The following is a 22,200-nucleotide window of genomic DNA, read 5'->3' as shown; positions in this document are numbered from 1 at the left end:
GTCGTGCCCCTCGACCGCGCGACTCAACGCACCTTTCACCTCGCCAACCCGCAGCGCTTCGGCTTCGCCCGCGGGAGGGGCGTGAGGAAGCAGCCGCCCTGCTGGCCTGCACAGGCGAGGATGGCGTCGAAGCGCGGGTCGGAGACCCGGAGGGCGCCGTCCGGTCCGGCCCCGAGGAGAAGCGGCGCATCGGGATCGACCGGACGGGCGTCGCGGCGGGCGGCGCGCTCGGCGGTGCTGGCGAGGCCCGCGGGGTCGCTGTCGACCGGTCGCGGCTGGGGCTGGGGCTGCGCCGGGAGGACGGCAAGCGTCGCGCCGACGAAGCCGAGACCGTAGTTGGCCGAGGCCGCCAGGCTGCCCCGCGTGATCGGATAGAGTCCGGGTTCGCTCTCCGCCCCGGCCGTGGTGGCAAGCGCGCCGGTCAGGCGGTCGCCTGCCACGAGCCCGCGGCCGCCGACCGTGTAGGTCAGGCTCGGGTTGTCCGTGCCGGCGCGGCGCGTCTGCGGGTCGGCGAACACGGTGATCGGCCGCGGGGTCACGGTGAGGTCGGCCCCGCGCCAGGTCAGGGCATAATCGGCAGAGGCCGCCAGCGTGCCCTGTCCCATCGCGTACCGGCCGACATCGCTGCCGGCCGCGGCGGCGGTCGCGAGGTCTCCGGTCAAGCGGTCGCCGTTGGCGAGGCCGCGGCCGCCGACCGTGTAGGTCAGCACCGGGGTGGCGTCCCCGTAGACACGGGCGACCGCGTCGGCGGCGACGGTGAGGGGACGCCGCTCGATGGTGTAGGTGCCGGGTTCGACGCCCTCGACCCGGTAGTTGCCGTTGAGGAGCCGGCCCGCCACCGCGATGGTGTAACGGCCGGCCGCGCTCGCCGCGTCGAGATCGAAGCCGGTCGCGAGGCCGGTGAGCACGCCGGCCTCCTGCCCGCCGACGAGACCGGTGGCCGCGAGACCGGGATGGGCCGGAGCATCGCCGTAGGTCGAGCGCCCGTCGTTGACGCGCACCGTCACGGTCGCCGGGGTGATGGCGAGCGTTCCGGTGGCGGGCAGGCGGTAGTTCGCGGCCGAGCCGTTGCCGGCGGCGACCGACAGGGTCAGGCCGGTCAGGCTCGCATCGGCATAGAGGCCGGCATCGGCGGAAGCCGTGACGCCTGAGCCGGCCGTCAGCGTAAGGGTTTCACCGTTGGCGCCGCCGCTGACGGCGAGCTGACCGAAGCGGAAGCCGGTCGTGGCGTCGTAGGTCCTGGCCCCGGTGACGGCGAGCCCGGCGGGATCGACGGTGAGCGCATCGGCATTGCCGGGGGCCTGGACGAAGACGTAGTTGCCGGCCGCGAGGCCGGCGCCGGTGACGGCGTAGACCCCGACGTTGCTGCCGGTGCCGGCCGCGGTCGCGAAGAAGGCGCGGCCGGTGGTGGCGCCGGGCAGCGTGTCGGGGCCGAGAAGGCCGGTGACCGTGCCCGACAGCGCCGGGTTGGCCGCGCCGTAGCTGCGGCGCGCGGCGTCGGCGGTGTAGGTCAGGGTGGCCGGCGTGACCGTCACGGCGCCGCCCGCCCCGGTGAGGGTGTAGTTGGGGTTCGACAGCGCGAGCCCGGAGACGTCGCTCAGGGCCTGGAGCCCGACATCCCGGCCCGCGAGCGTCCCGGAGCCGGAGACGGTTACCGCATCGCCGTTGACGCGGTTGCCGGCCGTCAGCGCCCCGCCGACGATGCCGGCGCCGGCATCGTAGACCCGCGTGCCCGTCAGCGTCACCGGGCGCGGCGTGACCGTGAGCTCGGCGCCCTGATAGGTCAGCGCGTAGTTGGCGGAGGCTGCGAGCGAGCCTTGACCGATGGCGTAGCGGCCGACGCCGCTGGCCGCGTCGGCGTCGCTCGCCAAACCACCGCCGAGGCGGTCGCCGTTGACCAGGCCGAGACCGCCGATCCTGTAGGTCAGGGCCGGGTCGGCGTCGCCGTAGACGCGGCTCTGCGCGTCCGCGGTCAGGGTCAGCGGGCGCGGGTCGACCTGCCAGATGCCGGGGGTGCGCGCCGCGATCGTGTAATTGCCGTTGCTCAGTGCGCCGACCACCACGAGGCCGTAGCGGCCCGCCTCCGTGGCCGCATCGATGCCGAAACCGTTGGACAGGCCTGTGAGCACGCGGACGTCCTGTCCGCCCTGCAGGCCCGTCGCCGACAGGCCGGGATCGGCCGGGGCGTCGCCGTAGGTCGAGCGCCCGCCCGTGGCCGTCACGCCGATAGGCGCCGGGGTGATGCTGAGGGTCCCGGTGGTCGGCAGCCGGTAGTTGCCCGCCCTGGCGTTGCCCCCTGCCACCTGCACGGCCAGGCCCGCGAGGGCCGAGCCGGCCTGCAGGCCCGCATCGGCCGAGGCGGCCGTGCCGCTGCCGCGGATCAAGGTAACGGTCTCGCCGTTCTGGCCGCCGGCCACGCCGAGCTGGGCGGTCGCGAAGCCGGTGGTGGCGTCGTAGCTCCGGCTGCCGCTCACGCTCAGCAGGGCCGGATCGACAGCGAGCGCGCCGGCATTCGTCGCCGCCTGGACGAAGACGTAGTTGCCGTCGACGGCACCGAGTCCGAAGCCGCTGACCGCATAGGTGCCGACGTCGCTCGCCGACGTCGCCGCCGTGCCGAAGGCGAGGGTGCCGGTGGTGGCGCTGCTCAGGCTCTCGCCGGCGACGAAGCCGGTCACCGTCCCGGCCAGGGTCGGGTTGGCCGCGCCGTAGGTCCGCGCCGCGGCGGCCGCCGTGTAGGTCAGCGCCGCGGGGGAGATGGCGGCGGAGAGGGTCGGCAGGCTCAGATCGTAATTGCCCGCATCGAGCCCGGTCAGGCCGAGCCCGGACAGGATCACCGGGATCCCGGGGCCGGCGTTCTGGCGGGCGAAGTGGCCGGTGACGGCCCCCGTCAGCGCGACGAGGTCGGCGCCGATCGGGGTGACCGTCGCGGTGCCGGCCAGGGTGGCGGCGGTGGTGCCGTCGTAGGTCTTGTCCAGGGCGGAGAGGCGGGAGACGGCCAGGTTGGCCCGGGCGATGTCGGCGCTCAGGCCGCTCGGCTGCACCGCCCGGTAGTTCCCGGCGTCGGTGCCGGACAGCGAATAGCCGCCGACGGTAACGGCCTTGCCCGTACCGGCATTCTTGTCGGCGAAGGTGCCGGTGCCCGTGCCGCTCACCGAGACAACGTCGCCGCGCAGCGCGGTCACCGAGGCGGTACCGGCGAGCAGGGCGGCGGTGGTGCCGTCGTAGATCTTGTCCAGGGCGCGCACGCCGGTGACCGGCAGCGCCGCCGGATCGATCGTGCCCGAGCCTGTCACGGACGCGGCGGAGAGCCTGTAGTTGCCCGCCTTGGCCCCGCTCAGCGACAGGCCGGAGACGATCACCGAGCGGGTGCCGGCCCTGGCGCTCTCATAGGCCGCGCTGCCGGCCGAGACTGTGACGGCGTCGCCGAACAGCACGCCCGCGCTGGTGAAGCCGGGGTTGCCGCCCGGCAGGGCGGTGCTCCTGTCGTAGGTCTTGTCCAGCCCGGTCGCGGCCGCCACGGTGATCGTCGCCGGGGTGATGCTGAGCGTGCCGGGGGCATAGACGACCCGGTAGGCGGTGCCGGCCGCGTCGATCACGGAGCCTCCGGTCGCGGTCACCGCGTAGTCGCCGACGTCCGAGGACGCGGTGGCGCCGGTGCTCAGGGTTCCGAGCGTCGTCACGAAGTCGCCGGGGCGCAGGCCGGCATAGGTGGCGACCGGCGCGCTCCCGCTGCCATAGGTGCGGCTGCTGCTGGGCGTGACCGCGACGACGTTCGAGACCCCGTAGAGCTGCGGGTAGAAGGCGCTGCCCAGCCCGCCCTGGCCGGCCTGGTTCGGCGGCGCCCAGACGGTGGCGAAGTCGAAGCCGGCGTAGTTGGCGCGGAAGGATGCGAGATCCTGCATCTGCGCCGTGGTCAGGCCGATGGCGTCCGCGGCCGGGCCGTTGCCCACACCGTCCCTCTGTCGGGCGGTCGCGGTGTTCCAGTAGGTGCTTGTCAACGTGCCGCCGGTGCTGCGGCCGACCAGCCCACCGGCGATGGTGTTGCCGGAGACGGCGCCGGTGGCGTAGGATTCGCTGATGATGTTGCCGTTGTGGCCGACCAGCCCGCCCACGGTATTGCTGCCGGAGACGTCGCCAGCGGCGTAAGCTTGGGTGATCCTGCTGCCGTTGACGCCGACCAGTCCACCGACCAAGGTGATGCCGAAGACGGAGTCGGCAGCATAGGATTGGCTGATGGTGCCGTTGTTAACGCCGACCAGGCCGCCCACGGCGCCGCTACCGGAGACGGCGCCGGTGGCATAGGATCGGCTGATGCTGCCGGCGTTGGTGCCGATCAGGCCGCCCACGGCGCTGCTGCCGGAGGCAGCGCCGGTGGCATAGGATTGGCTGATGCTGCCGGCGTTGGTGCCGACCAGACCGCCTACGTTGCTGGTACCAGAGACGCTGTCGCCGACGAGGCCGAGGCCGCTGATGCGGCCGCCCGCGCCGAGAGCGCCGATCAGCCCGGCCAAATCCTGGCTCGGCCGCGAGATGGTCAGCCCTGTGATCGTGCGGCCCGCCCCGTCCAGGCTTCCGGTGAACGGGTTGCTCGTGCTCTCCCCCACGGGCACGAAGCCCCCGCTTCCCCAGATGCCCGACGAGGCCGCCGTGGTGCTGGTCGCGACCGCGTCGATGTTCGCGGTGAGCCGGTAGCGGCCCGCGAGGTTGGCCCCCATCAGCTGCAGCTGGTGCAGGTTCGAGACCGCGACCACGCCACTGGTGTCCGCCGGCGCGGCCTCCGAGCGCAGGATCGGCCGCATGTCCCCGGCCTGGTACCAGACGGTGGAGAAGTCGAAGCCACCGTAGTTCGAGGCGACGCGCGCCTGCGCCGTGGTCAGCCCGGTCGCGCCCGGGGACGAGCCGGCGCCGCTGCTCGTCATCCCGGTACTGTCCGTGTCCCAGTAGGCGTTCGTCAGCGCGCCGATGCTGAGGCCGAAGAGGCCGCCGACGAAGGAGGAGCCTGTGACGCGGCCGGTGGCGTAGACCTCACTCACCGTGCCGCTGTCGTGACCGACGAGGCCGCCCACGTAGAAGGAGCCCGTGACGCTGCCGGTGGCGTAGGACTGGCTTATCGTGCCGCTGTTGTGGCCGACGAGGCCGCCCACGTAGTCACCGGATCCCGAGACGCTTCCGGTTGCGTAGGACTGCGCCACCGTGCCGCCGGCGTTCACGCCGACGAGGCCGCCCACGCTGGGGGCGTTCGCTCCGCCCGTAACGCTTCCGGTGGCGTAGGATCGGATCACCGTGCCGCCGTTCTGGCCGACGAGGCCACCCACGGCGGAGTTGCCCGAGACGCTGCCGCCGACAAGTCCGAAGTCTCCGACACGGCCGCCGCTGCCGATGATGCCGAACAGTCCGACGTAGCTCTGGCTCGGCCGGGTGATGGTCAGCCCGGTGATCGTGTAGCCCGCCCCGTCCAGACTTCCGGTGAACGGGTTACTCGTGCTCTCCCCCACCGGCACGAAGCCGCCGGTGCCCCAGAGGTCGGCGGAGGCCTGCGTGCTGGTGGTGGCGGAGGCATCGATGTCGGCGGTGAGTCGGTAGGAACCGGCGAGGTTGGCGCCCATTAGCTGCAACTGGTGCAGGTTCGACACCGCGACCACGCCGCCGACCGCCGGCGCGGCTTCCGAGCGCAGGATCGGGCGCAGGTCCCCGGCCTGGTACCAGACGGTGGAGAAGTCGAAGCCACCGTAGTTCGAGGCGGCGCGCGCCTGCGCCGTGGTCAGCCCGGTCGCGCCCGTGGACGAGCCGCTGCCGACGCCGCTCATCCTCCCCGTGCTGTCCGTGTCCCAGTAGGTGTTCGTCAGCGTTCCGCCGTTGTGGCCGGCGAGACCGCCCACGGCGGAGGAGCCCGAGACGCTGCCGGCGGCGTAGGACTGGCTCACCGTGCCGATGTTGTTCAAGCCGACGAGGCCGCCCACGGAAGAGGAACCCGAGACGGTGCCGGTGGCGTAGGACTGGCTCACCGTGCCGCGGTCGTTGAAGCCGACGAGGCCGCCCGCGTAGCTACCGGAGCCCGAGACGGTGCCGGTGGCATAGGACTGGCTCACCGTGCCGGTCGTAAGGGTGCCAACGAGGCCGCCCACGTCGAAGGAGCCCGAGACGCGGCCGGTGGCGTAGGACCGGCTCACCGTGCCGCGGTCGTTGTAGCCGACGAGACCGCCCACGGAGTTGCCTGAGCCCGAGACGGTGCCGGTGGCGTAGGACTGGCTCACCGTGCCGGCGTAGTTGTAGCCGACGAGGGCGCCGACGAAGTCATAGCCCGAGACGCTGCCGCCGACGAGTCCGAGGTTGCCGACACGGCCGCCGCTGCCGACGTAGCCGAACAGCCCGACGTAGTCCTGGCTCGGCCGGGCGATGGTCAGCCCGGTGATCGCGTAGCCCGCCCCGTCCAGGCTGCCCGTGAACGTGCCCACCGGGTTGAACCCGGCGCCGCCGTTCCAGGCGACGGTGCCCGAGGCGTCGACGTCGCCGGCGAGTTGGTAGCTCGCCGCCTGGTAGGCCGACGAGGTGCCCATCCCCTGCACGCCGTAGATGTCGGTGAGCTGGTACGGGCTCGCCGACGTGCCCGCGCCGCCCGCCGCCCGCAGGAACGAGCCGCCGTCGACCTGGAAGTCGCCCGCCGCGAAGCCCGGCAGGGTGGCTGTGTTCTGCACCCAGTCCCCCAAGGCCAGGGTGAAGCGGGCCACCGAGATGCCGGCGGTGGCCGTCGAGGTGCCGCCCTCCGCCGCGATGGTCAGCCCGCCTGCCGGCGCGGTGACCGCGCTGTTCAGCGTCACCGCGCCCGCCGCCTGCAGGGTCAGCGTCGCCCCGGTGTTCCAGGCCAGCGGCGTGGAGGCCGCCAGGGTGATGGCGCCGGCCTGGCCGCCGCCCGAACCGGTCAAGACCGTCACGTTGGCGCTGCCCAACGCCGTCAGCAGCGTCGTGGCGTTGATCACCGAGCCGTTGGCGGTGGCGGTGAAGCCGCCGCCGGTGGTCTGCGCGCCCGACGTGATGGTGACGTCGTAGGGATCGAGCAGCAGCGTGCCGAAGGCGCCTTTCGCGGCGGTCAGGTCCGTCCGGCCCTCGTAGGACAGGACGCCCTTCGACGACACCTCCGCCTGGCCGCCGTCGCCCCCCGCCGCCCCGCCGCGCGCCGTGATCGTGCCGGAAAAGCGCGTCGCGCTGTCCGACCACACCACGACGTCGCCGCCGACGCCGGCCCGCGTCGCGTCCGCGCGGATCACACTCGCCGCGTCCACGCTCACCCGCTCGGCCCGCGCCAGCGGTCCCTGGCCCATCCGGCCGCCGCCGACCCGTACCACGCCGCCGCCCGCCGCGCCCGAGGCCTCGATCCGCGCGGCCTGCGTGGCGATCTCGGGCGCCGTGGCCACCACGCGTCCGCCCCGGCCGGTGCGGCCCTCCGCCAAGACCCGGCCCGACAGCGCGAGATGCTCCGACGCCTTCAGCCGCGCCCGCCCGCCGGTCGCGCCCGACACGTCCACCGTGCCGGCCACCGTGACGTGGCGCCCGGCGACCCGCACCCGCCCGCCCGCCTCGGCGCCGGCCCCCGAGGCGTCGAGCCGCGCCGTCGGGCCCACGACCACGCTGCCCTCGCCCCCCGACAGGGTGATGCGGCCGTTCGTCCCCGAGACCGAGCGCGCCTCGACCGTGCCCGACAGGTTCACCGCCTGCCGTGCCATGTCCCGTGCCGCCGCCGCCGACAGCGTCACCGAGCCGCCGTCGGCCGCGATCGTGCCCGAATGCGCGACCAGCGCGCCGCGGCCCCGGCCGCGCGTCGGCACCGCCACCTGCAGGAAGCCGTCCCCCGACAGGTCGAGCGTCGCCCGCTCGCCCGCGCCGAGGCCGACCCGGCCCATCGGCACCGAGATCGTGCCGGTATTGCTCACGCTGCCGCCGATCAGCGCCGCGTAACCGCCGCGCCCGATGGTGATCGCTCCGTGGTTCGTCACCGGCGCCGAGGCGCCCGAGCCGCGGAACTGCCGCCGGCCCCCCTTGAAATCCTCATCCGAGATGCCGAGCGAGGAGGCGACGAAGCCGGCCGCGTTGACCTGCCCCGAACGGGTGATCGTCACGCCGTTGGGGTTCACAAGATAGACCTGTCCGGTGGCGTTGAGCTGCCCGGCGATGGTCGAGGGCGTGGCGCCGGTCACCCGGTTCAGGATCGCCGCGTTCGCGCTCGGCTGGCGGATGTCGACGCGGTGGCCCTGGCCGACGGAGAAGCCCTGCCAGTCGACGATCGCGGTCTGGCTCGACTGCGTGATCGCCAGGGCGCCACCCTGGGGCGTGCCGATCGTCACCCCGCCGGAGATCACCTGCCCGCCGCGCGGCAGCGGCTCGGCCCGCAACGGCCCAGGGCTGAGCGAAAGGCCGAGCGGAAGGCCGACGCCGACCAGGGCGGTCGAGGCCAGCAGCGCGCGGGTGAGGGCGCGGGCACAGGACGCGGCGGAAGGGGCCATGGCGATCGGTGCCTCAGAACTGCAGGGCGGTGGTGAAGGTCAGGCGGGTGTCGTCGGGCAGCCCGTCCGAGCGCTCGGCCCGGCCGAGTTCGAGGCTCAGCGCCGCCTGGGTGAAGCTCAGGCCCGGGGCCGCGGCCAGCCGCAGGCCGGCGCCGTAGGCCGTGCCCCGTACCATCGCCCGCTCCAGCGCGGTGGGGCGCTGCTGGCGCGTCAGGCCGAAGGCACCGAAGGCGTAGGGCGCGACCACCACGGCGCCGGGCGTGGTGTCGCCCGAGGGGAGACCGCTGCCGAGCTGGGCCGGGATCGAGGGCAGCCCGAACGGCAGGGTGACCGGCACGACGAACGGCGCCTGCAGCTCGGCGCGCACGACGTAACCCGCGTCGCCCTGGAACAGGCCGGCATCGAAGCTCGACAGCCCCGCGAGGTTGGCCAGGCCGATCTGCTCGGAGCGCGGCAGCGCCTGGTTGAATGCGGTCTGGGCGCGGGCGCGCAGGTCGAGGGCGAGGTGCTCGGCCAGGGGCTGGGTCAGGGCCAGCGCCGCCTCCAGCTTCTGGAACTCCGGCCGCACGCCCTGGCGCGACAGCGGGGCCCGGCCCGAGCCCGGCGGCGGCGCGGCGCGGGCGCCGAGACCGTCGAGGCCGAACGCGGCGGACAGCCGCGCGGTGACCACGGCTTCGGTGGGGGACAACCAGACGAAGTCGGCGCCGGTGCGGGCGATGCGCAGGCGGTCGAGGCTGAACGGCGCCTCCACCGGGGTGATCACATCGACGCGCTCCGCCTGCGCGTCGAAGGCGGCCTCCCAGTTCAGGGTGACGGCGCGCGCGCGGATCAGGGGGGCGCGCAGCCGGGCCGAAGCGCGCGAGAAGTCCGAGGCGATGCCGAGGGTGCCGGGCCACGCCCGCGGCGCGGTGCGGGCGTCGGTGGTCTCCAGGGTCAGGGTCAGCCCGTCGATCCCCAGCGGCAGGATCAGCCCGACGGAGAGCGCGCGGTTGCGCGGCTCGCCGCCGAGGAAGCTGCGCGTGCCGCCGGTGTAGGGCGCACCCGAGGCGCGGACATACAGGCTCTCGCCGTTCCCGGTGGGCGAGTTGAGGTCGAGGCCGGTGCCCAGCGTATAGGTGCCGAGGCTCGCTGCCAGGACGTTGTCGGTGGAGACGAGACCGGTGACGGGCTTGTAGCGCGCCTCGACCACCAGCACGGTGGCACCGGCCCGCGACCCGGCGGCCAGCGTCGAGCGCAGCACGGTGCCGGGGGTGTCGCCGGCGATGAGCACGCGGCGCTCGATCTCGGCGAGCGTCAGGCCCGGGCGTCCCACCAGTGGCGCCAGCACGGCGGCGACCCGGGCGCGGATCTCGCCCGGCAGGGCGGCGGTGTCGATGCGCTCGATCTGCCCGTCGATGACGCGCAGGCGCACGGCGCCGCCGTCGCGCAGTCGCTGCGCCGGTAGGACGACGCGGACCAGAGCCAAGCCCTGCGCGGCATAGGCCTGTTCGAGGTCGCGGGCGGCGGCGAACAGGTCGGCGACGGTGACCGTGCGGCCGGACAGGCGCGCGGCGAGCTCGGCCGCGCGCGCGTCGGGAGCCTCGGTGCCGCCCTCGATGCGCAGGCGCCCGACCCGCAGCGAGAGCCGTTCGGCGCCCTCCGGCGCGGCGGGCCCGACGTCCTCGGGAATGGCGACACCGCCGCCGCTGCGCTGGAGGGACGGGCTGAACGAGGGCGGGGTGATCTGCGAGGCGGTCTGGGCCTGGGCGAATCCGGTGAACGGCCCTCCGGCGACGCACAGGGCGGCGAGCGCGAGGCGGGCGCGACGTGCGCTGGGCATGGCGGAAGCGTTTCCCTTCAGCACTCGCCCGGTCCGCACACGACCGCGATCGAGATCAGGCTGCGATCGAGGAGACTTCCGACGCGATGACGCATGACCAAGCCTTCTCGACACCAAGCAACCTCGACGCAGTAGATCCCGCGATGACCGGCGTTCATCACGCTCCTTGTTCATCCACGGACCGGATTTGATGATTCCCGGAACTCTTAAGACCTCTAATTTTCTTGATCCAGGCTCTCGGCGTAAAAACGTCCGGACATCGACCGAACAAGAAAAATCACTATAGGCTGGAAATTGAGAGATCGATAATCTAGCGGTCGTATTATCTGCACGTCCCTATTGCAGAGTTCGCAGGACGTACCGTTCCATGTCAACTTAAGTCGACGTCGAGGGGTGCCGAGCCGGTCGATGCGTCTCGGAAATCGACGGTTTCGAGACAGATCGACCGCTCGCGCCGCGGACGACACGGATTCATTTCGCGCGGCGCGCCCCTCACCGGCCTCGCCCGCCGAGGACCACGATGCCCACCGTCCGCCACCTGCGCTTCGACACTCAGACGTATCCCGACCCACTCGCCCGGGCCGAGGCGTGGCACGACGCCTTCGCCCCTTCCGCCGTCCCGGTCCTGACCCCCGAGCAGACCCGGACGCTGTCCGGCCGCCTCGACCTGCACCCGCTGGGCCCGGTGGTTCTCGTTCAGATCGCAGCCTCGCCCCAGACGCTGGTGCGCGACCGGGCGCTGCTGTCGCGCCTGACCTACGACCACCTCATCTTCGACCTCTTCCTCGAAGGCAGCGCCCGGGGGCATGCCGGGGGGCGCCCGTTGGCGATCGAGGCGGGCGACTGCGTGATGTTCGATCTCAAGCGGACGATGCATCTCCGGATCTCGGCGTTTCGCCTGCAGGCGCTCATCCTGCCGCGGCGCCTCCTGGCGACGCGGGTCGGCGCGCTGGGTGCGGTGGACGGCCTGATGTTCCCGGCCGGGAGCCCGGAGGCGCGCCTCCTGTCGGCGACGCTGAGCGAGCTCGTGGCGCAGGCGCCGCGCCTGACGGAGGCGGGCGGCGCGGCGCTGGGCCTCGGCGTCGCCGGCGTGATCGCGGCCTGCGTGGCCGCTCGGACCGCGGATGAGGCCATGGGTGGGGCAGGGCGTCCAGCTGCGGATGCGAATGCCGTGCAGCTTCGGCGGCATCTGGAGCGCCACGCGATGGACCCGGCCTTCGACCCGGCGCGGCTGGCGGCGGAGTTCGGATTGTCGCGCGCCGGGCTGTATCGGGCGTTCCGATCCAAGGGCGGCGTGGCGGCGGCGATCCGCCGATGGCGGGCGGACCGGGCCGTGCGGTTGCTTCGCGATCCGGCATGGTCGGGGCGCTCGGTCGAGGCGGTGGCGCGCGCGAGCGGGTTCACAGATGCACGCGTGCTGCGCCGGGCGCTCCGGGATCTCCACGGAATGACCTCGGCCCAAATGCGGCCCGGCTTGCTTCGAGACGGTCATCCGATTTCGGGTGCCGACATCCGGCAGGAGATCGAAATGCTGCTGGAGCGGCTGTGACCCGGCGATTCGGGCGGCCGAATCGATCCATGCTGACGTCGGGCCGAACCTCGCCAAATCCGGTGGTGCGTGTTCGGCACTTCAGACGAACCGGATCCCGACCCGCCAAACCGGCCCATGCCGCGCGTCGGGTTTCAAGGGGATCCCGAAGGCGGGTGGGTGCCCTGCCTCGCAATCGCGTCTCGAATCGACGGATCGCGTTTGTCCGGCGGCGGGCTTCAGAACCGCGCGACGGTGCACGAGGTCTGCGCGGCCAGAGAGGCGTATCCACGCCGACGTTTTGCCGCCGGAAGAAGCGCTTCTACGGCATGGACGTGCCGGAGATCCGATGACGCGAGCCGTCGGAGGACGAGAACGACGCTCTCATCCCGCCCCGGCGACCGACGAATTGGGGAAATTGCTCTGAACGCGAGAATCAGTGGCTTCGACGAGCCCGCACGAGAGCAAGCGCTGTCACGACGGCATCATCGACACACATTGGGATCAAGCGCAGGTCACCGGGCTGAAGCACAAGCTGAGCCGTGACAATCGCTGGCGCGCCCTACGGGAATCGAACCCGTGTTTTCGCCGTGAAAGGGCGACGTCCTAGACCGCTAGACGAAGGGCGCCGCTGCGGTGAGCGGTTCTATATGCGGCTTCGGGCGCGGGGGCAACGGGGGAATCGCCGCGGGTTTGCGGCTTGACGAATGCGGCCCCGGCCGGTTTGTCGGGGAGACACGCGGACCGCCCCCTGAGGCGGCCGGAGAGCGGACCTGACTGCATGACCACGCGACGCGACGGCCCGCCGGGGCCGAGGACGACCAAGCCCGGCTTCTCGCGGGGTCCCTTCCGGCGGGGACCGCCGCAGAACCAGCGGGGCGCGGCGAGCGTCGCGGCGGCCTCCGGCGACCACGTCGTGCTCTACGGCTGGCACCCGGTGGCCCAGGCCCTGGCCAACGCGGGCCGCAAGCTGCACCGGCTGCTCGCCACCGAGAACGCGATGATCCGGCTCACCGAGGAGATCGGGACCCTGCGGATCGATCCCGAGCTGGTGCGGCCCAGCGCCATCAACGCGCTGCTCGGCCCCGATGCCGTGCACCAGGGCCTCTACCTCGAGGCCGACCCGCTGCCGGGGCCGGACCTCGACGAGCTCGGCGACGACGTGCTGCTCCTCGCCCTCGACCAGATCACCGATCCGCACAATGTCGGCGCCATCGTGCGCACCGCCGCCGCCTTCGGGGTGGCGGGCATCATCACCACCGCGCGGCACTCGCCCAACGCCACCGGCGTGCTGGCGAAATCCGCCTCCGGCGGGCTGGAACACGTGCCCCTGATCGTGGTCCGCAACCTGTCGGACGCCCTGGTCGACCTCGGCAAGCGCGGCTTCACCCGGATCGGCCTCGATTCCGACGCCGAGACCGCCCTGGACAGCATCGGCCCGAAGCGCCCGGCCGTGATCGTGCTCGGGGCCGAGGGCAAGGGCCTGCGCCAGCGCACCCGCGAGAATTGCGACGTGCTGGCCCGCATCCCGTTCAGCGGCGAGATCCGCAGCATCAACGTCTCGAACGCCGCGGCCATCACGCTCTACGCCCTCAGTCCCCGCGGCTGAAGCGCGCCCTCACGGCGGCGGCCGATCCGGCGACCGGTGAAGCGCTTCGATGGGTCCGGTCGGAACGCCCCCCTCTCCCCACGGGAAAAGGGGGCCGCCAGGAGTGGAAACCCGCCAGGCGAGGGGACCCGCGCGAAAGGCGGCGGAGGAACCAACCGGCGAGCATATGAGGCGCGCGCCTCAGCGCCAGAACGGCTTGACCGCCACGAGATCCGCGTGGGCCTCGGCGGCTGCCTTCAGCAGTGTCTTGCCGTCGGCCTCGTTGTCGCCCGCGGCGAGGCCGGCCGCGAAGGCCGTCTCGCCGGGAAGCTCCTGCGGATCGGGCACCGCCACGAGGCTGGCCAGGACCGTGTGGGCGGTGGCCTGATCGTTCAGGCTGCCGAGATGGTCCTGCAGGTCGGACAAGGCCGAGACGAAGGCCTTGTGGCGCTTGCGCCGCTTCTTCTCGGGGAAGAGGCTCGCGAAGAACTCCGCGCCGTAGCGCAGCTTCTTCGCCTCGATCCGGACCCGGTGGCGCTCCTCGGGCTCCAGGCGGTCGAGGTGGCGTCCGCGCTTGCGGATGCGGCGCAGGGCCTTGTCGAGCACCTGGGCGGCGAAGGCGCCGGCCGGCCCGTCGCGGTCCGCGGCGGCCGGTCCGGCGCGCCACCCGCCGGTCTCGAGCCAGGCCGCGACGTCGAGGACGAGGCCGCGCCATTCCTGCGATTCGAGGGTGGCGAGGACGCCGTCATAGGCGCGGTCCCGCTCCGCTTCGAGGCGCCGACGCAGGTCGTCGAGGCCGGCCTCGTCCGGGCGACGGGCGATCTCGGCCGGCAGGGTCTCGGCCAGGAAGACGTCGAGGTTCCGGGCGTGGCCGAAGGGCTCGGTGATGCGCTTGATCTCGTCGCGCAGGGTCGCGGCCGTCGTGTCCTGTGCCAGGACCGGCTTGAACAGGGTGAAGGCCGAGCGCAGGCGGCGCAGGGCGACCCGCAGCTGGTGCAGGGCCTCCACGTCCCGGTTGTGCAGGAAGACGTCCTCGTTGCGGCGCAGGTGGGACAGGCAGGCGAAGGCGATGGCGCGGAAGGCCTCGCCCGCCGTGCCGTCCGGCGCCAGCGTGACCGGGCGCGCCTTGCTCGGGCGCCGCAGGGTTCCATCGCGCAGGCTGAAGCCCCGGGCCGACTTGCTCAGCGCCCCGAGGCGGAGCGGCACGGTCTCGGCCAGGGCCTGGGCCAGGGTGAACAGGTCCTCGGGCCGGCCCTCCTTCAGCTCCAGTTCGAGCTCCCACAGGGGCGCGTCGCCGTTCGGGGTCTCGATCCGACCCTCGTCGAAGGCGACTTCGATCCGGGAGGCCCCGTAGCGCACCATCCGGCTGCGCCGCTCCACCAGGGTGGCGAAGGCGGGGGACAGCTCGGGCTTCTCGGCGGCCGCCAGCACGTCCGGCACCGGCGTCTCGGAGACCTGCGCGAGGTCGGGCACGTTCCCGGCGACGGGCGCCTCCCACTCCGCGCGGTCGAACAGGCCGGCGGTGGCGGCGGCGGCCTTCACGGTCTGAACGAACGCCTCGCCGTCGCGGCGGACCCGCAGGGTCAGCCCGGCCGCGCGCAGGTCGCCGGCCTCCGTGTCGAAGTAGGTCGAGGTGAGGAAGCGGGACTCCTCCGAGGCTTCCGCCTGCAGGAACGGGTGGCGGCTCAGCTCCGCGAGGTCGCTGCCCTCGCATTCCAGCTTCAACTCGATCTCACGCGGCGCGACCATGATGTGTCCCAAGTTTCGGCCCCGACCCGTCGTCCGCGACGGGGCGGCGGGGCCCTACCGATCGGGACAAGCCCGGCCCGCAGCAACCGTTCCGTGCGGAATCAGCAGCCACCGACGTCGGTTATGGCGTAGGGCGACCCGGACGCGCGACTGAAATCGTGACGATTTTCATTCGCCCCCGACGCCGAGTGGTGTAGCGGGAAGAACCGGCCGGGGCCGGCGGGAACGAGACTCGTTGGGCGTGGTGATGATTCGGGAGCGGCTGAGAGCCGACCGCCTGCTGGTGGAGCGAGGTCACTTCGAGAGCCGGGCCCGGGCACAGGCCGCCATCGCGGCGGGCCTCGTGCGGGCGGACGACCAGCCGGTGACGCGGGCCTCCGACCTCCTCGACCGCGACGCGCGCCTCGAGGCGTCCGCGCCCCATCCCTTCGTGTCCCGCGGCGGGCTGAAGCTCGACGCCGCCCTCGACGCCTTCGGCTTCGACCCGGCGGGGCGCATCTGCCTCGATGTCGGGGCCTCGACCGGCGGCTTCACCGACGCGCTGCTGGCGCGGGGCGCCGCGCACGTCTACGCCGTCGACGTGGGGCGCGACCAGCTCCACGCCTCTCTCCGGGCCGACGCCCGCGTCACCAGCCTGGAGGGCACCGATGCCCGCAGCCTCGACCGCGTCGCGATCCCGCAGGCCCCGGACCTCTGCGCCATCGACGTCAGCTTCATCTCCCTCCGGCTGATCCTGCCGGCGCTCCTGCCGCTGCTGGCCCCCGGTGCCGCCCTCGCCGCGCTGATCAAGCCGCAATTCGAGGCCGGGCGCGACCGGGTCGGGCGCGGCGGCATCGTCCGCGACCCCGCGATCCACGACGCCGTCTGCGCCGAGATCCGCGCCGCCCTCGCGGCCGCGGGCCTGGAGATCCTCGGCCTCATCCCGTCACCCGTCGCCGGCGGCGACGGCAACCGCGAGTTCCTGATCGGGGCGCGCCTGGACCCACGACCATGACCGAGCCGAACACCGAGACCCTGGAGATCCGCCGCCTCGGCGCGCGCGGCGACGGGCTGGCGGAGGACGGCACCGCCGTCGCCCTGGCCCTGCCGGGGGAGCGCGTCACGGTGCTGCGCGCGGGCACGCGCGGGACGCTCGTCGACCTCCTGCACGCCTCCCCGGATCGGATCGCGCCGTTCTGCCCGTATTTCGGCACCTGCGGCGGCTGCACCGTGCAGCACCTCGCCCCCGAGCCCTACGCCGCCTGGAAGCGCGATCATCTGGTCCAGGCGCTGTCCCATGCCGGGCTCGATGGTACGCCGGAACCCCTGATCGATGCCCGCGGGGCCGGGCGGCGGCGGCTCACCCTGCATGTTCGGGCCATCGAAGGCCAGGCGCAGGCCGGGCTCATGGCCGCGCGGAGCCACGACCTCGTCGCCATCGACCACTGCCCGATCACCGTGCCGGCGCTGCACCGGGCGCCCCAGGTGGCGACGGCCCTGAGTGCGCCGCTCGGGCACGGCCGCAAGCCCCTCGACGTCGCCTTCGCCGCCACCGAGGCCGGCCTCGACGTCGATATCCGCGGGCACGGCCCCGCCGCCGAGGGGGTTCGGGCTGCGCTGGTGCGCCTCGCGGGCGAACTCGATCTGGCCCGCCTCTCGCTGCACGGGGAGGTGCTGGTGGAGCGCCGGGCCCCGGCGGTCACCACCTCTGGCCTCCGGCTGGTGCCGCCCGCCGGCGGCTTCCTCCAGGCCACGGAGGCCGGCGAGGCCGTGTTGACCGAGGCCGTGGTCGCGGCCCTCGACAAGAAGACGAAGCGGGTGGTCGACCTGTTCTCCGGCAGCGGGCCGTTCAGCCTCGCGATGGCGCGCACCCGGGACGTCCACGCCGTCGAGGGTGAGGCGGCGGCCCTGGCCAGCCTCGACCGGGCGGTGCGGGCGGTGCCGGGCCTGCGCCGGGTCACCACCGAGCGCCGCGACCTGTTCCGCCGGCCGCTGCTGCCCCTCGAACTCGACACCTACGACGCCGTGGTCTTCGACCCGCCGCGGGCGGGCGCCGGGGCGCAGGCGGCCCGGATCGCCGAATCGAAGGTCCCGCTGGTGATCGGCGTCGCCTGCGACACCGGAACCTTCGCGCGGGATGCCGCGACCCTGGTGGCGGGCGGCTACACCCTGGAGCGGGTGATCCCGGTCGACCAGTTCGCCTATTCGGGACACCTCGAGATGGTCGGGGTGTTCCGCCGTCCGCGCCCGCCCCGCAAGCGGCTGTAGCCACAGCGCTCGACAACCGCCGGGCCGCCCTTAGGTGAGGGGCATGCGCGCACGCTTCCCCACCCTGACCGCGACCCTCGGCCTCCTCGCCCTCGCCGGACCCGCCGCGGCGGATTCCTGCGGCGACCTCATCGACCGGGTGGTGGCCGAGACCCAGGCCACTCTGGTCAAGCGGACGGCGGATTTCGCGGAGTTCAGCGCCCCCGACGGGATCGGCATGACGCTGGCCTGCGGCGAGCTCTCGGCCACGGGCGTCCAGTTCCGGGGCACGCCGCTGCCCGCAGGCTATTTCGAGCTGTTCGGACGCGCCGGACACGCCGTCACGGGCTTGGCGGCGGACGACCTGGCGCAGGCGGCCCGCACCGCCCGCACCGCCGCCGCCACGACCCGGCACAGCAACGTCGATGCCGGAAAGGTCCTCGTCACCTGCTCGCTCTCGGGAACGCGCGAAGCGCCGGTCACCGCCTGCGCGGTGATCGAGCGCGACGAGCGCCGCTAGGACGCGCCCGCGAAGCGCGCTTAGGAGTGCATGGCCGAGGTGCGCTCAGGAGCGCATGGCCGGGGCGCGCCTATGAGCGCATGGCGATGACCATGTAGCCGGAATACAGGAGGGCTGCGGCCATCAGGAGGTAGACGTTCGGTTCCATGGCGTCCTGTTAGGCCGCCCGGGCGCCGACGGTCGAGCGGACGCGCTGCCGCTGCGGCATCCGGTTCGCTTCAGACAACGTTAACCGTGTTCGGTCGAACGATGGCAGCCGGCATGGCGGATTCCAGCGCTCGCATGTCCCACCGAGGAGCCGATGCACCGATCCCTTCCCGCAACCCTGGCGATCGCGGGTAGCCTGACAGCCCTCGCGCCTGCTATCGGGGTTTCGACGGCGGGGCCGGTTCGAGCTCAGGAACTTCGGTCTCAGGAACTTCGGCAGGAACCGCTGTTCATCCGTATCCGCCCCGGCGGCGAGGCACGCCTCGGCTCCGGCGGAGCCGACGCGTTCGACGACACCGCGGCCCAGGCGGCGCGGGCCCGCAGCGAAGCGGTCTGGCAGCGGGCCGAGGCACGGTCCCGCATCGCCATCGCCTCCGTCTGCACCGGCTGCCTGGCGGCCGTGCCACCCCCCACGGTGCCGGTCGCGGCACCGCCCGTCCGCCCCGATGCGGGCGGCCTCACGCCCCTCGCGGCCGATTCGCCGGCCGTTCCCCCTCCGCCCCTAGCACAGGCAGATGCCCCATGACGCAGGCTCACCCGACCAGCGGCGCCGTCCCCGATCCGGATTGCCCGGTGTCCCTCGAACTCCTCGGCCAGGTCTACCGGGCGGACGAGGACGACCTGCCGGAAATCCTGGAGGCGATGTCCACGACGACGCGCGCGCGCCTCGCGGTCTACCTCTACGGCAAGAGCCACATGCACCAGCTCGGCCTGCGGGTCGCCCGGGCCTGCGAGCGCGAGGATCTCGTGCGCGTCGCCGACGAGATCGGGTCCGTGGTCTACGGCCAGTCGCGCCTGAAGCCGGCCCGCCCGGCGACGCCGAGCCCGGCCGCGGCCCCGCCGAAGAAGATCAGCCTCGGCGGATCGGGCACCAAGAAGATCAGCCTCGGCGGCTCCGGCGCGAAGAACCGCCTCTTCGACTGAGCCTGAGGGTGCCCGCATCCCCCATCCGGGGGGTGGGACCCTTTCCTTGAGGCCGAGCCGCTCCGGTGGCTCGGCGCGACCGGTTTCGAGAGTGGATGCAGATGTTCGGTTCCTGGTGGAAGCTCGGCATGGACGCGACCCTGCTCGCCATGGAGTCGCAGCAGGTCATCGGTCTGCGTCTCGCCAAGCTGTCCCTGGGCGGCGCCGCGGCGCAGGCCGAGGCCCAACGCATGGTCACCGAGAAGATCATGGCCGCCAACGAGGCCGCCCTGCTGATCGCCACCGGCGGCTCCACGGCCGGGGTCGTGGCCGGCTACCGGCGGAAGGTCCGGGCCAATGCCCGGCGGCTGTCCAAGGGCTGAGGCCCCAGGATCGCCAAGGGCTGAGGCCCCGGGATCACGAATGAGCTGAGCCCCCAGGATCGCCAAGGGCTGAGGCCCCAGGATCACGCAGCGGCGCCGAGCCGGGGCGATTAACGCCCGCTTAACCATCCGGTTTCATCCTCGCCCGGGACGTCGGACCGATCGGACGAGGAGAGACCATGAACCCCTTCGAGCAGCAGGTGCGCGAGCGCGCCTATTACATCTGGGAAGACGAGGGCCGCGTGTTCGGCCAGGCGGAGGCGCACTGGCTGCGCGCCGAGATCGAGCTCCTGACCCCGTCGCGGATGGGCGTCGAGGTGATCCAGGCCGCCACCGCGGACGTGACCCTTTCGGCCAGCCCGGTCGCCGTGCTCGCCGAGACCCTGAAGGCCAAGCCGAGCCGCAGCCGCAGCGCGGGCGCCAAGGTCGAGACCAAGGCGAAGGCCGCTGCCGATACGAAGGCCGCCAAGCCGGCCGCTGTGAAGGCCGGCGCTGCCAAGACGATCACGTCCAAGACCGCCGCTGCCAAGACTGCCGCTGCCAAGACCACTGCTGCCAAGGTGCCCGCCGCCGAGAAGGCCGCCGTGGCCAAGGCCGCTGTGGCCAAGTCTGCCGTCGCCAAGTCTGCCGTCGCGAAGGCTCCGCGGGCCCCAGCTCGCGGCCGCGCCGTCGAGAGCGTCGCCACCGTTCACTGAGGCACGCGGGCCGGAGCTTTCCGACCCCGCCACCGGACGACTCAGAGCCCGCTTCACCGGACCGGTGGGGCGGGCTTTCTGCTGGTCGCCGCAGCGACCCGCGCCAGGGCGAAGCCGGAACGAAGCACAACCTTGACCGTTGTCTGGCCAGATCCGGTCCCGTGGCCGCGGCCCCGGGACCGCGCGCATCCCCAGGCGAGGCTTCCATGAAGACGACGATCGCGACCCTTCTGGCCCTCGGCATGGCCGGCCTACCGCTCGCCGCCCTGGCGGGTCCCGTCGTCCTGCGCGGGGGCCCGGCCGTGATCGACGTCGACAGCACCGGCGGCGTCGGCGGACGCGCCCCCTGGAGCCGGCCCTACGAGTATGATTCCGGCGGCGACAACGACCGCCGTCCCGAGCTGCCCTATTACCAGCAGGGCCGCGGCCAGCAGACCGGCGGCCCGGCCCGCAACCTCCTGCCCGACGACGGCCTGCAGATCTTCCCGCGCTGATCCGGCTCCGAATCGCGCCGTCCCGCGGAACAGCCCGGGGAGCCATCCGTTCGCCCACGGAGCGCCGGCCTGTTCGCCGGCGCGCTGTGCAGGCGGGATGACGCGATGACCAAGACCGTACGGGCGGTGATCTTCGATATCGACGGGACCCTGCTCGACAGCGTCGACCTCCACGCCCAGGCCTGGGTCGACGCCTTCGCGCATTTCGGCGTGACCGTCAGCCACGACCAGGCTCGCAGCCAGATCGGCAAGGGTGGCGACCAGCTGCTGCCGGTCTTCCTGGACGCGGAGCGGATCGAGCGCGAAGGCGAGACGATCGAGGCCTACCGCTCGGACCTGTTCAAGCGCGACTATCTCGCGAAGGTGAAGCCCTTTCCCGGCGTCCGGGCCCTGTTCCAGCACCTGAAGGGCCAGGGCCTGACGATCGCCCTGGCCTCCTCCGGCAAGGCCAAGGAGGTGGAGCATTACCAGAGCTTGATGAAGGTCGAGGACCTCACCGACGTGGTCGTGAGCTCCGACGACGTCGAGCGCTCGAAGCCCTTCCCCGACATCTTCCAGGCCGCCCTCGAGAAGCTCGCGCCCATCACGGCGGCCGAGGCCGTGGTGATCGGCGACACGCCCTACGACGCGGAGGCCGCGCAGAAGGCCGGCCTGCCGACCATCGGGGTGCTCTGCGGCGGTTTCCCGGAGGCGGATCTGAAGGGAGCCGGCTGCATCGCCCTCTACAAGGATCCGCAGGATCTCCTCGACGGCTACGCTGCCTCGCCGCTGGCCCGGTGACGGGAAGGGGGCGATCGGGGCGCTCTGAATCGAGCCGGGGATCAGGCCCGCTGCGGTTCGCCCCCGATTCCGGCCCCGGACCTGTTGATTCGGACAGGCCCGGTGGCAACCCCGCCACGCGACGCGTGGGATCTGCATCGATCCACACATTTCCCGCGTAATCCCGGTTTGTTCCGTCCTGCAGGGCAGGATTGCGTGCCGGCTATGGATAGATGGCAAAAAACCCTGGCGCCGGGTGCGTCGATGGCGTAGCGAGCCGCCCGTGATCGCGCCTGATCACGCCACGGATCCGCGGACCATGCCCCAGCCGGCCCAGACGAACCTGAAAACGATCCCGGCCAGCGAGCCGGCTCCCCTTCGGGCGCTCATCGACGCGGCGGTCCAGGACCGCACCACGCCGATCAGCCGACTGCTCCGCCTGATGGCCGCCCTCGACGCGGACACCAACGACAACGAGAACCTTCGGCACGTCCTCCGTGCCCGGATCGGCGCCCCCCTCAGCGTCTGATTGCGCCGCCTACGAGGCGCGCGCCCGCTCCCGGCCGCGCGTGCCCGGCTGCGCCCGCTTCATGCACGCGAAGTAGATCTGGCGGCCGATCGCGTAGAGGCCGAGCCCCTTCGGATCGGGTGTCGAGAACACCCGGTTGCGCGCCTCGGTGCGGCAGGCCGCGTCCTGCGGACTCTGGATCGGTGTGGATTCCCCCTGCGCCAGCGCCGCCGAGGCGATGGCCGAGAGCGTCAATCCCAGCGCCGGCCCACGCCACATCCCTGTCTTCCGCATCCTGTTGCCCCCGTTGTCGTGGTGGTGAA

General features: G+C 72.8%; 16 protein-coding genes and 1 tRNA gene. 12 read left to right on the top strand and 5 right to left on the bottom strand.

Annotated elements, in window-relative coordinates:
• Nucleotides 1-35 precede the first annotated feature (35 nt).
• Both AC0IY1_RS09610 and AC0IY1_RS09605 read right to left on the bottom strand, forming a co-directional pair.
• Nucleotides 36-8,498, bottom strand: a complete 8,463-nt coding sequence (locus AC0IY1_RS09610; RefSeq protein WP_471769148.1) for an MBG domain-containing protein — start codon at nucleotides 8,496-8,498, stop codon at nucleotides 36-38.
• Nucleotides 8,499-8,511: 13 nt separating this feature from the next.
• On the bottom strand, nucleotides 8,512-10,317 hold the full coding sequence (locus AC0IY1_RS09605) for a ShlB/FhaC/HecB family hemolysin secretion/activation protein (RefSeq protein ID WP_471769146.1): 1,806 nt from the start codon (nucleotides 10,315-10,317) through the stop codon (nucleotides 8,512-8,514).
• A 520-nt stretch (nucleotides 10,318-10,837) separates the two neighbouring features.
• Between AC0IY1_RS09605 and AC0IY1_RS09600 the strand changes: the two genes are divergently transcribed.
• Nucleotides 10,838-11,866, top strand: coding sequence for an AraC family transcriptional regulator (locus AC0IY1_RS09600; protein WP_471769144.1), 1,029 nt, complete (start codon nucleotides 10,838-10,840; stop codon nucleotides 11,864-11,866).
• 532 nt (nucleotides 11,867-12,398) lie between these two features.
• Here the strand turns inward: AC0IY1_RS09600 and AC0IY1_RS09595 are convergent.
• Nucleotides 12,399-12,474, bottom strand: a tRNA-Glu gene (locus AC0IY1_RS09595).
• Between the two features lie 152 nt (nucleotides 12,475-12,626).
• On the opposite strand from AC0IY1_RS09595, the gene rlmB reads away from it, so the two are divergent.
• Nucleotides 12,627-13,454 carry a 23S rRNA (guanosine(2251)-2'-O)-methyltransferase RlmB gene (rlmB, locus tag AC0IY1_RS09590; RefSeq protein ID WP_082513047.1) on the top strand — a complete coding sequence of 276 codons (828 nt, stop codon included), beginning with the start codon at nucleotides 12,627-12,629 and terminating at the stop codon, nucleotides 13,452-13,454.
• Between the two features lie 180 nt (nucleotides 13,455-13,634).
• On the opposite strand, the gene AC0IY1_RS09585 is transcribed toward rlmB, so the two are convergent.
• Nucleotides 13,635-15,182, bottom strand: a complete 1,548-nt coding sequence (locus tag AC0IY1_RS09585) for a CYTH and CHAD domain-containing protein (protein ID WP_471769142.1) — start codon at nucleotides 15,180-15,182, stop codon at nucleotides 13,635-13,637.
• A gap of 247 nt (nucleotides 15,183-15,429) precedes the next feature.
• Here AC0IY1_RS09585 and AC0IY1_RS09580 point away from each other — a divergent pair, with 247 nt between their 5' ends.
• From AC0IY1_RS09580 to AC0IY1_RS09535, 10 genes are all read left to right on the top strand, one after another.
• Entirely contained in the window at nucleotides 15,430-16,176 is a 747-nt protein-coding gene (locus tag AC0IY1_RS09580; RefSeq protein WP_471769171.1) for a TlyA family RNA methyltransferase, read from the top strand.
• Nucleotides 16,173-17,429, top strand: coding sequence for a class I SAM-dependent RNA methyltransferase (locus AC0IY1_RS09575; RefSeq protein ID WP_471769140.1), 1,257 nt, complete (start codon nucleotides 16,173-16,175; stop codon nucleotides 17,427-17,429). Before AC0IY1_RS09580 ends, AC0IY1_RS09575 begins: the two co-directional genes overlap by 4 nt.
• Nucleotides 17,430-17,472: 43 nt before the next feature.
• Nucleotides 17,473-17,928, top strand: coding sequence for a hypothetical protein (locus tag AC0IY1_RS09570; RefSeq protein ID WP_055952753.1), 456 nt, complete (start codon nucleotides 17,473-17,475; stop codon nucleotides 17,926-17,928).
• 301 nt (nucleotides 17,929-18,229) lie between these two features.
• A complete protein-coding gene (locus AC0IY1_RS09565; protein ID WP_471769138.1) occupies nucleotides 18,230-18,661 on the top strand; it encodes a hypothetical protein in 432 nt (143 codons plus the stop codon).
• Nucleotides 18,658-19,059 carry a hypothetical protein gene (locus AC0IY1_RS09560; RefSeq protein WP_055952760.1) on the top strand — a complete coding sequence of 134 codons (402 nt, stop codon included), beginning with the start codon at nucleotides 18,658-18,660 and terminating at the stop codon, nucleotides 19,057-19,059. The genes AC0IY1_RS09565 and AC0IY1_RS09560 overlap by 4 nt, the downstream gene beginning before the upstream one ends.
• Before the next feature lie 101 nt (nucleotides 19,060-19,160).
• Nucleotides 19,161-19,421 (top strand): hypothetical protein, encoded by a 261-nt coding sequence (locus tag AC0IY1_RS09555; protein ID WP_055953768.1) that lies wholly within the window; start codon nucleotides 19,161-19,163, stop codon nucleotides 19,419-19,421.
• Nucleotides 19,422-19,600: 179 nt separating this feature from the next.
• Nucleotides 19,601-20,116 (top strand): DUF2934 domain-containing protein, encoded by a 516-nt coding sequence (locus tag AC0IY1_RS09550; RefSeq protein WP_471769136.1) that lies wholly within the window; start codon nucleotides 19,601-19,603, stop codon nucleotides 20,114-20,116.
• A 206-nt stretch (nucleotides 20,117-20,322) separates the two neighbouring features.
• Nucleotides 20,323-20,610 carry a hypothetical protein gene (locus AC0IY1_RS09545; RefSeq protein WP_471769134.1) on the top strand — a complete coding sequence of 96 codons (288 nt, stop codon included), beginning with the start codon at nucleotides 20,323-20,325 and terminating at the stop codon, nucleotides 20,608-20,610.
• Nucleotides 20,611-20,715: 105 nt separating this feature from the next.
• Complete coding sequence (locus AC0IY1_RS09540) at nucleotides 20,716-21,390, top strand: HAD family hydrolase (protein ID WP_471769132.1); 675 nt, start codon at nucleotides 20,716-20,718, stop codon at nucleotides 21,388-21,390.
• A gap of 298 nt (nucleotides 21,391-21,688) precedes the next feature.
• Complete coding sequence (locus tag AC0IY1_RS09535) at nucleotides 21,689-21,898, top strand: hypothetical protein (RefSeq protein WP_055953771.1); 210 nt, start codon at nucleotides 21,689-21,691, stop codon at nucleotides 21,896-21,898.
• Between the two features lie 9 nt (nucleotides 21,899-21,907).
• Here the strand turns inward: AC0IY1_RS09535 and AC0IY1_RS09530 are convergent, their stop codons facing one another.
• Nucleotides 21,908-22,156: a hypothetical protein gene (locus tag AC0IY1_RS09530; RefSeq protein WP_245436062.1), complete on the bottom strand. Its 249-nt coding sequence runs from the start codon at nucleotides 22,154-22,156 to the stop codon at nucleotides 21,908-21,910.
• Nucleotides 22,157-22,200: the final 44 nt, after the last annotated feature.

Source organism: Methylobacterium sp. AC690, assembly GCF_979256535.1.
This window is presented reverse-complemented; position numbering and strand designations above follow the sequence as displayed.

What these genes read in the sequence shown, in the direction of transcription:
- AC0IY1_RS09610 (WP_471769148.1), bottom strand. Translation starts at nt 8,498, where the DNA reads ATGGCCCCTTCCGCCGCGTCCTGTGCCCGCGCCCTCACCCGCGCGCTG.
- AC0IY1_RS09605 (WP_471769146.1), bottom strand. Translation starts at nt 10,317, where the DNA reads ATGCCCAGCGCACGTCGCGCCCGCCTCGCGCTCGCCGCCCTGTGCGTC.
- AC0IY1_RS09600 (WP_471769144.1), top strand. Translation starts at nt 10,838, where the DNA reads ATGCCCACCGTCCGCCACCTGCGCTTCGACACTCAGACGTATCCCGAC.
- rlmB (WP_082513047.1), top strand. Translation starts at nt 12,627, where the DNA reads ATGACCACGCGACGCGACGGCCCGCCGGGGCCGAGGACGACCAAGCCC.
- AC0IY1_RS09585 (WP_471769142.1), bottom strand. Translation starts at nt 15,182, where the DNA reads ATGGTCGCGCCGCGTGAGATCGAGTTGAAGCTGGAATGCGAGGGCAGC.
- AC0IY1_RS09580 (WP_471769171.1), top strand. Translation starts at nt 15,430, where the DNA reads ATGATTCGGGAGCGGCTGAGAGCCGACCGCCTGCTGGTGGAGCGAGGT.
- AC0IY1_RS09575 (WP_471769140.1), top strand. Translation starts at nt 16,173, where the DNA reads ATGACCGAGCCGAACACCGAGACCCTGGAGATCCGCCGCCTCGGCGCG.
- AC0IY1_RS09570 (WP_055952753.1), top strand. Translation starts at nt 17,473, where the DNA reads ATGCGCGCACGCTTCCCCACCCTGACCGCGACCCTCGGCCTCCTCGCC.
- AC0IY1_RS09565 (WP_471769138.1), top strand. Translation starts at nt 18,230, where the DNA reads ATGCACCGATCCCTTCCCGCAACCCTGGCGATCGCGGGTAGCCTGACA.
- AC0IY1_RS09560 (WP_055952760.1), top strand. Translation starts at nt 18,658, where the DNA reads ATGACGCAGGCTCACCCGACCAGCGGCGCCGTCCCCGATCCGGATTGC.
- AC0IY1_RS09555 (WP_055953768.1), top strand. Translation starts at nt 19,161, where the DNA reads ATGTTCGGTTCCTGGTGGAAGCTCGGCATGGACGCGACCCTGCTCGCC.
- AC0IY1_RS09550 (WP_471769136.1), top strand. Translation starts at nt 19,601, where the DNA reads ATGAACCCCTTCGAGCAGCAGGTGCGCGAGCGCGCCTATTACATCTGG.
- AC0IY1_RS09545 (WP_471769134.1), top strand. Translation starts at nt 20,323, where the DNA reads ATGAAGACGACGATCGCGACCCTTCTGGCCCTCGGCATGGCCGGCCTA.
- AC0IY1_RS09540 (WP_471769132.1), top strand. Translation starts at nt 20,716, where the DNA reads ATGACCAAGACCGTACGGGCGGTGATCTTCGATATCGACGGGACCCTG.
- AC0IY1_RS09535 (WP_055953771.1), top strand. Translation starts at nt 21,689, where the DNA reads ATGCCCCAGCCGGCCCAGACGAACCTGAAAACGATCCCGGCCAGCGAG.
- AC0IY1_RS09530 (WP_245436062.1), bottom strand. Translation starts at nt 22,156, where the DNA reads ATGTGGCGTGGGCCGGCGCTGGGATTGACGCTCTCGGCCATCGCCTCG.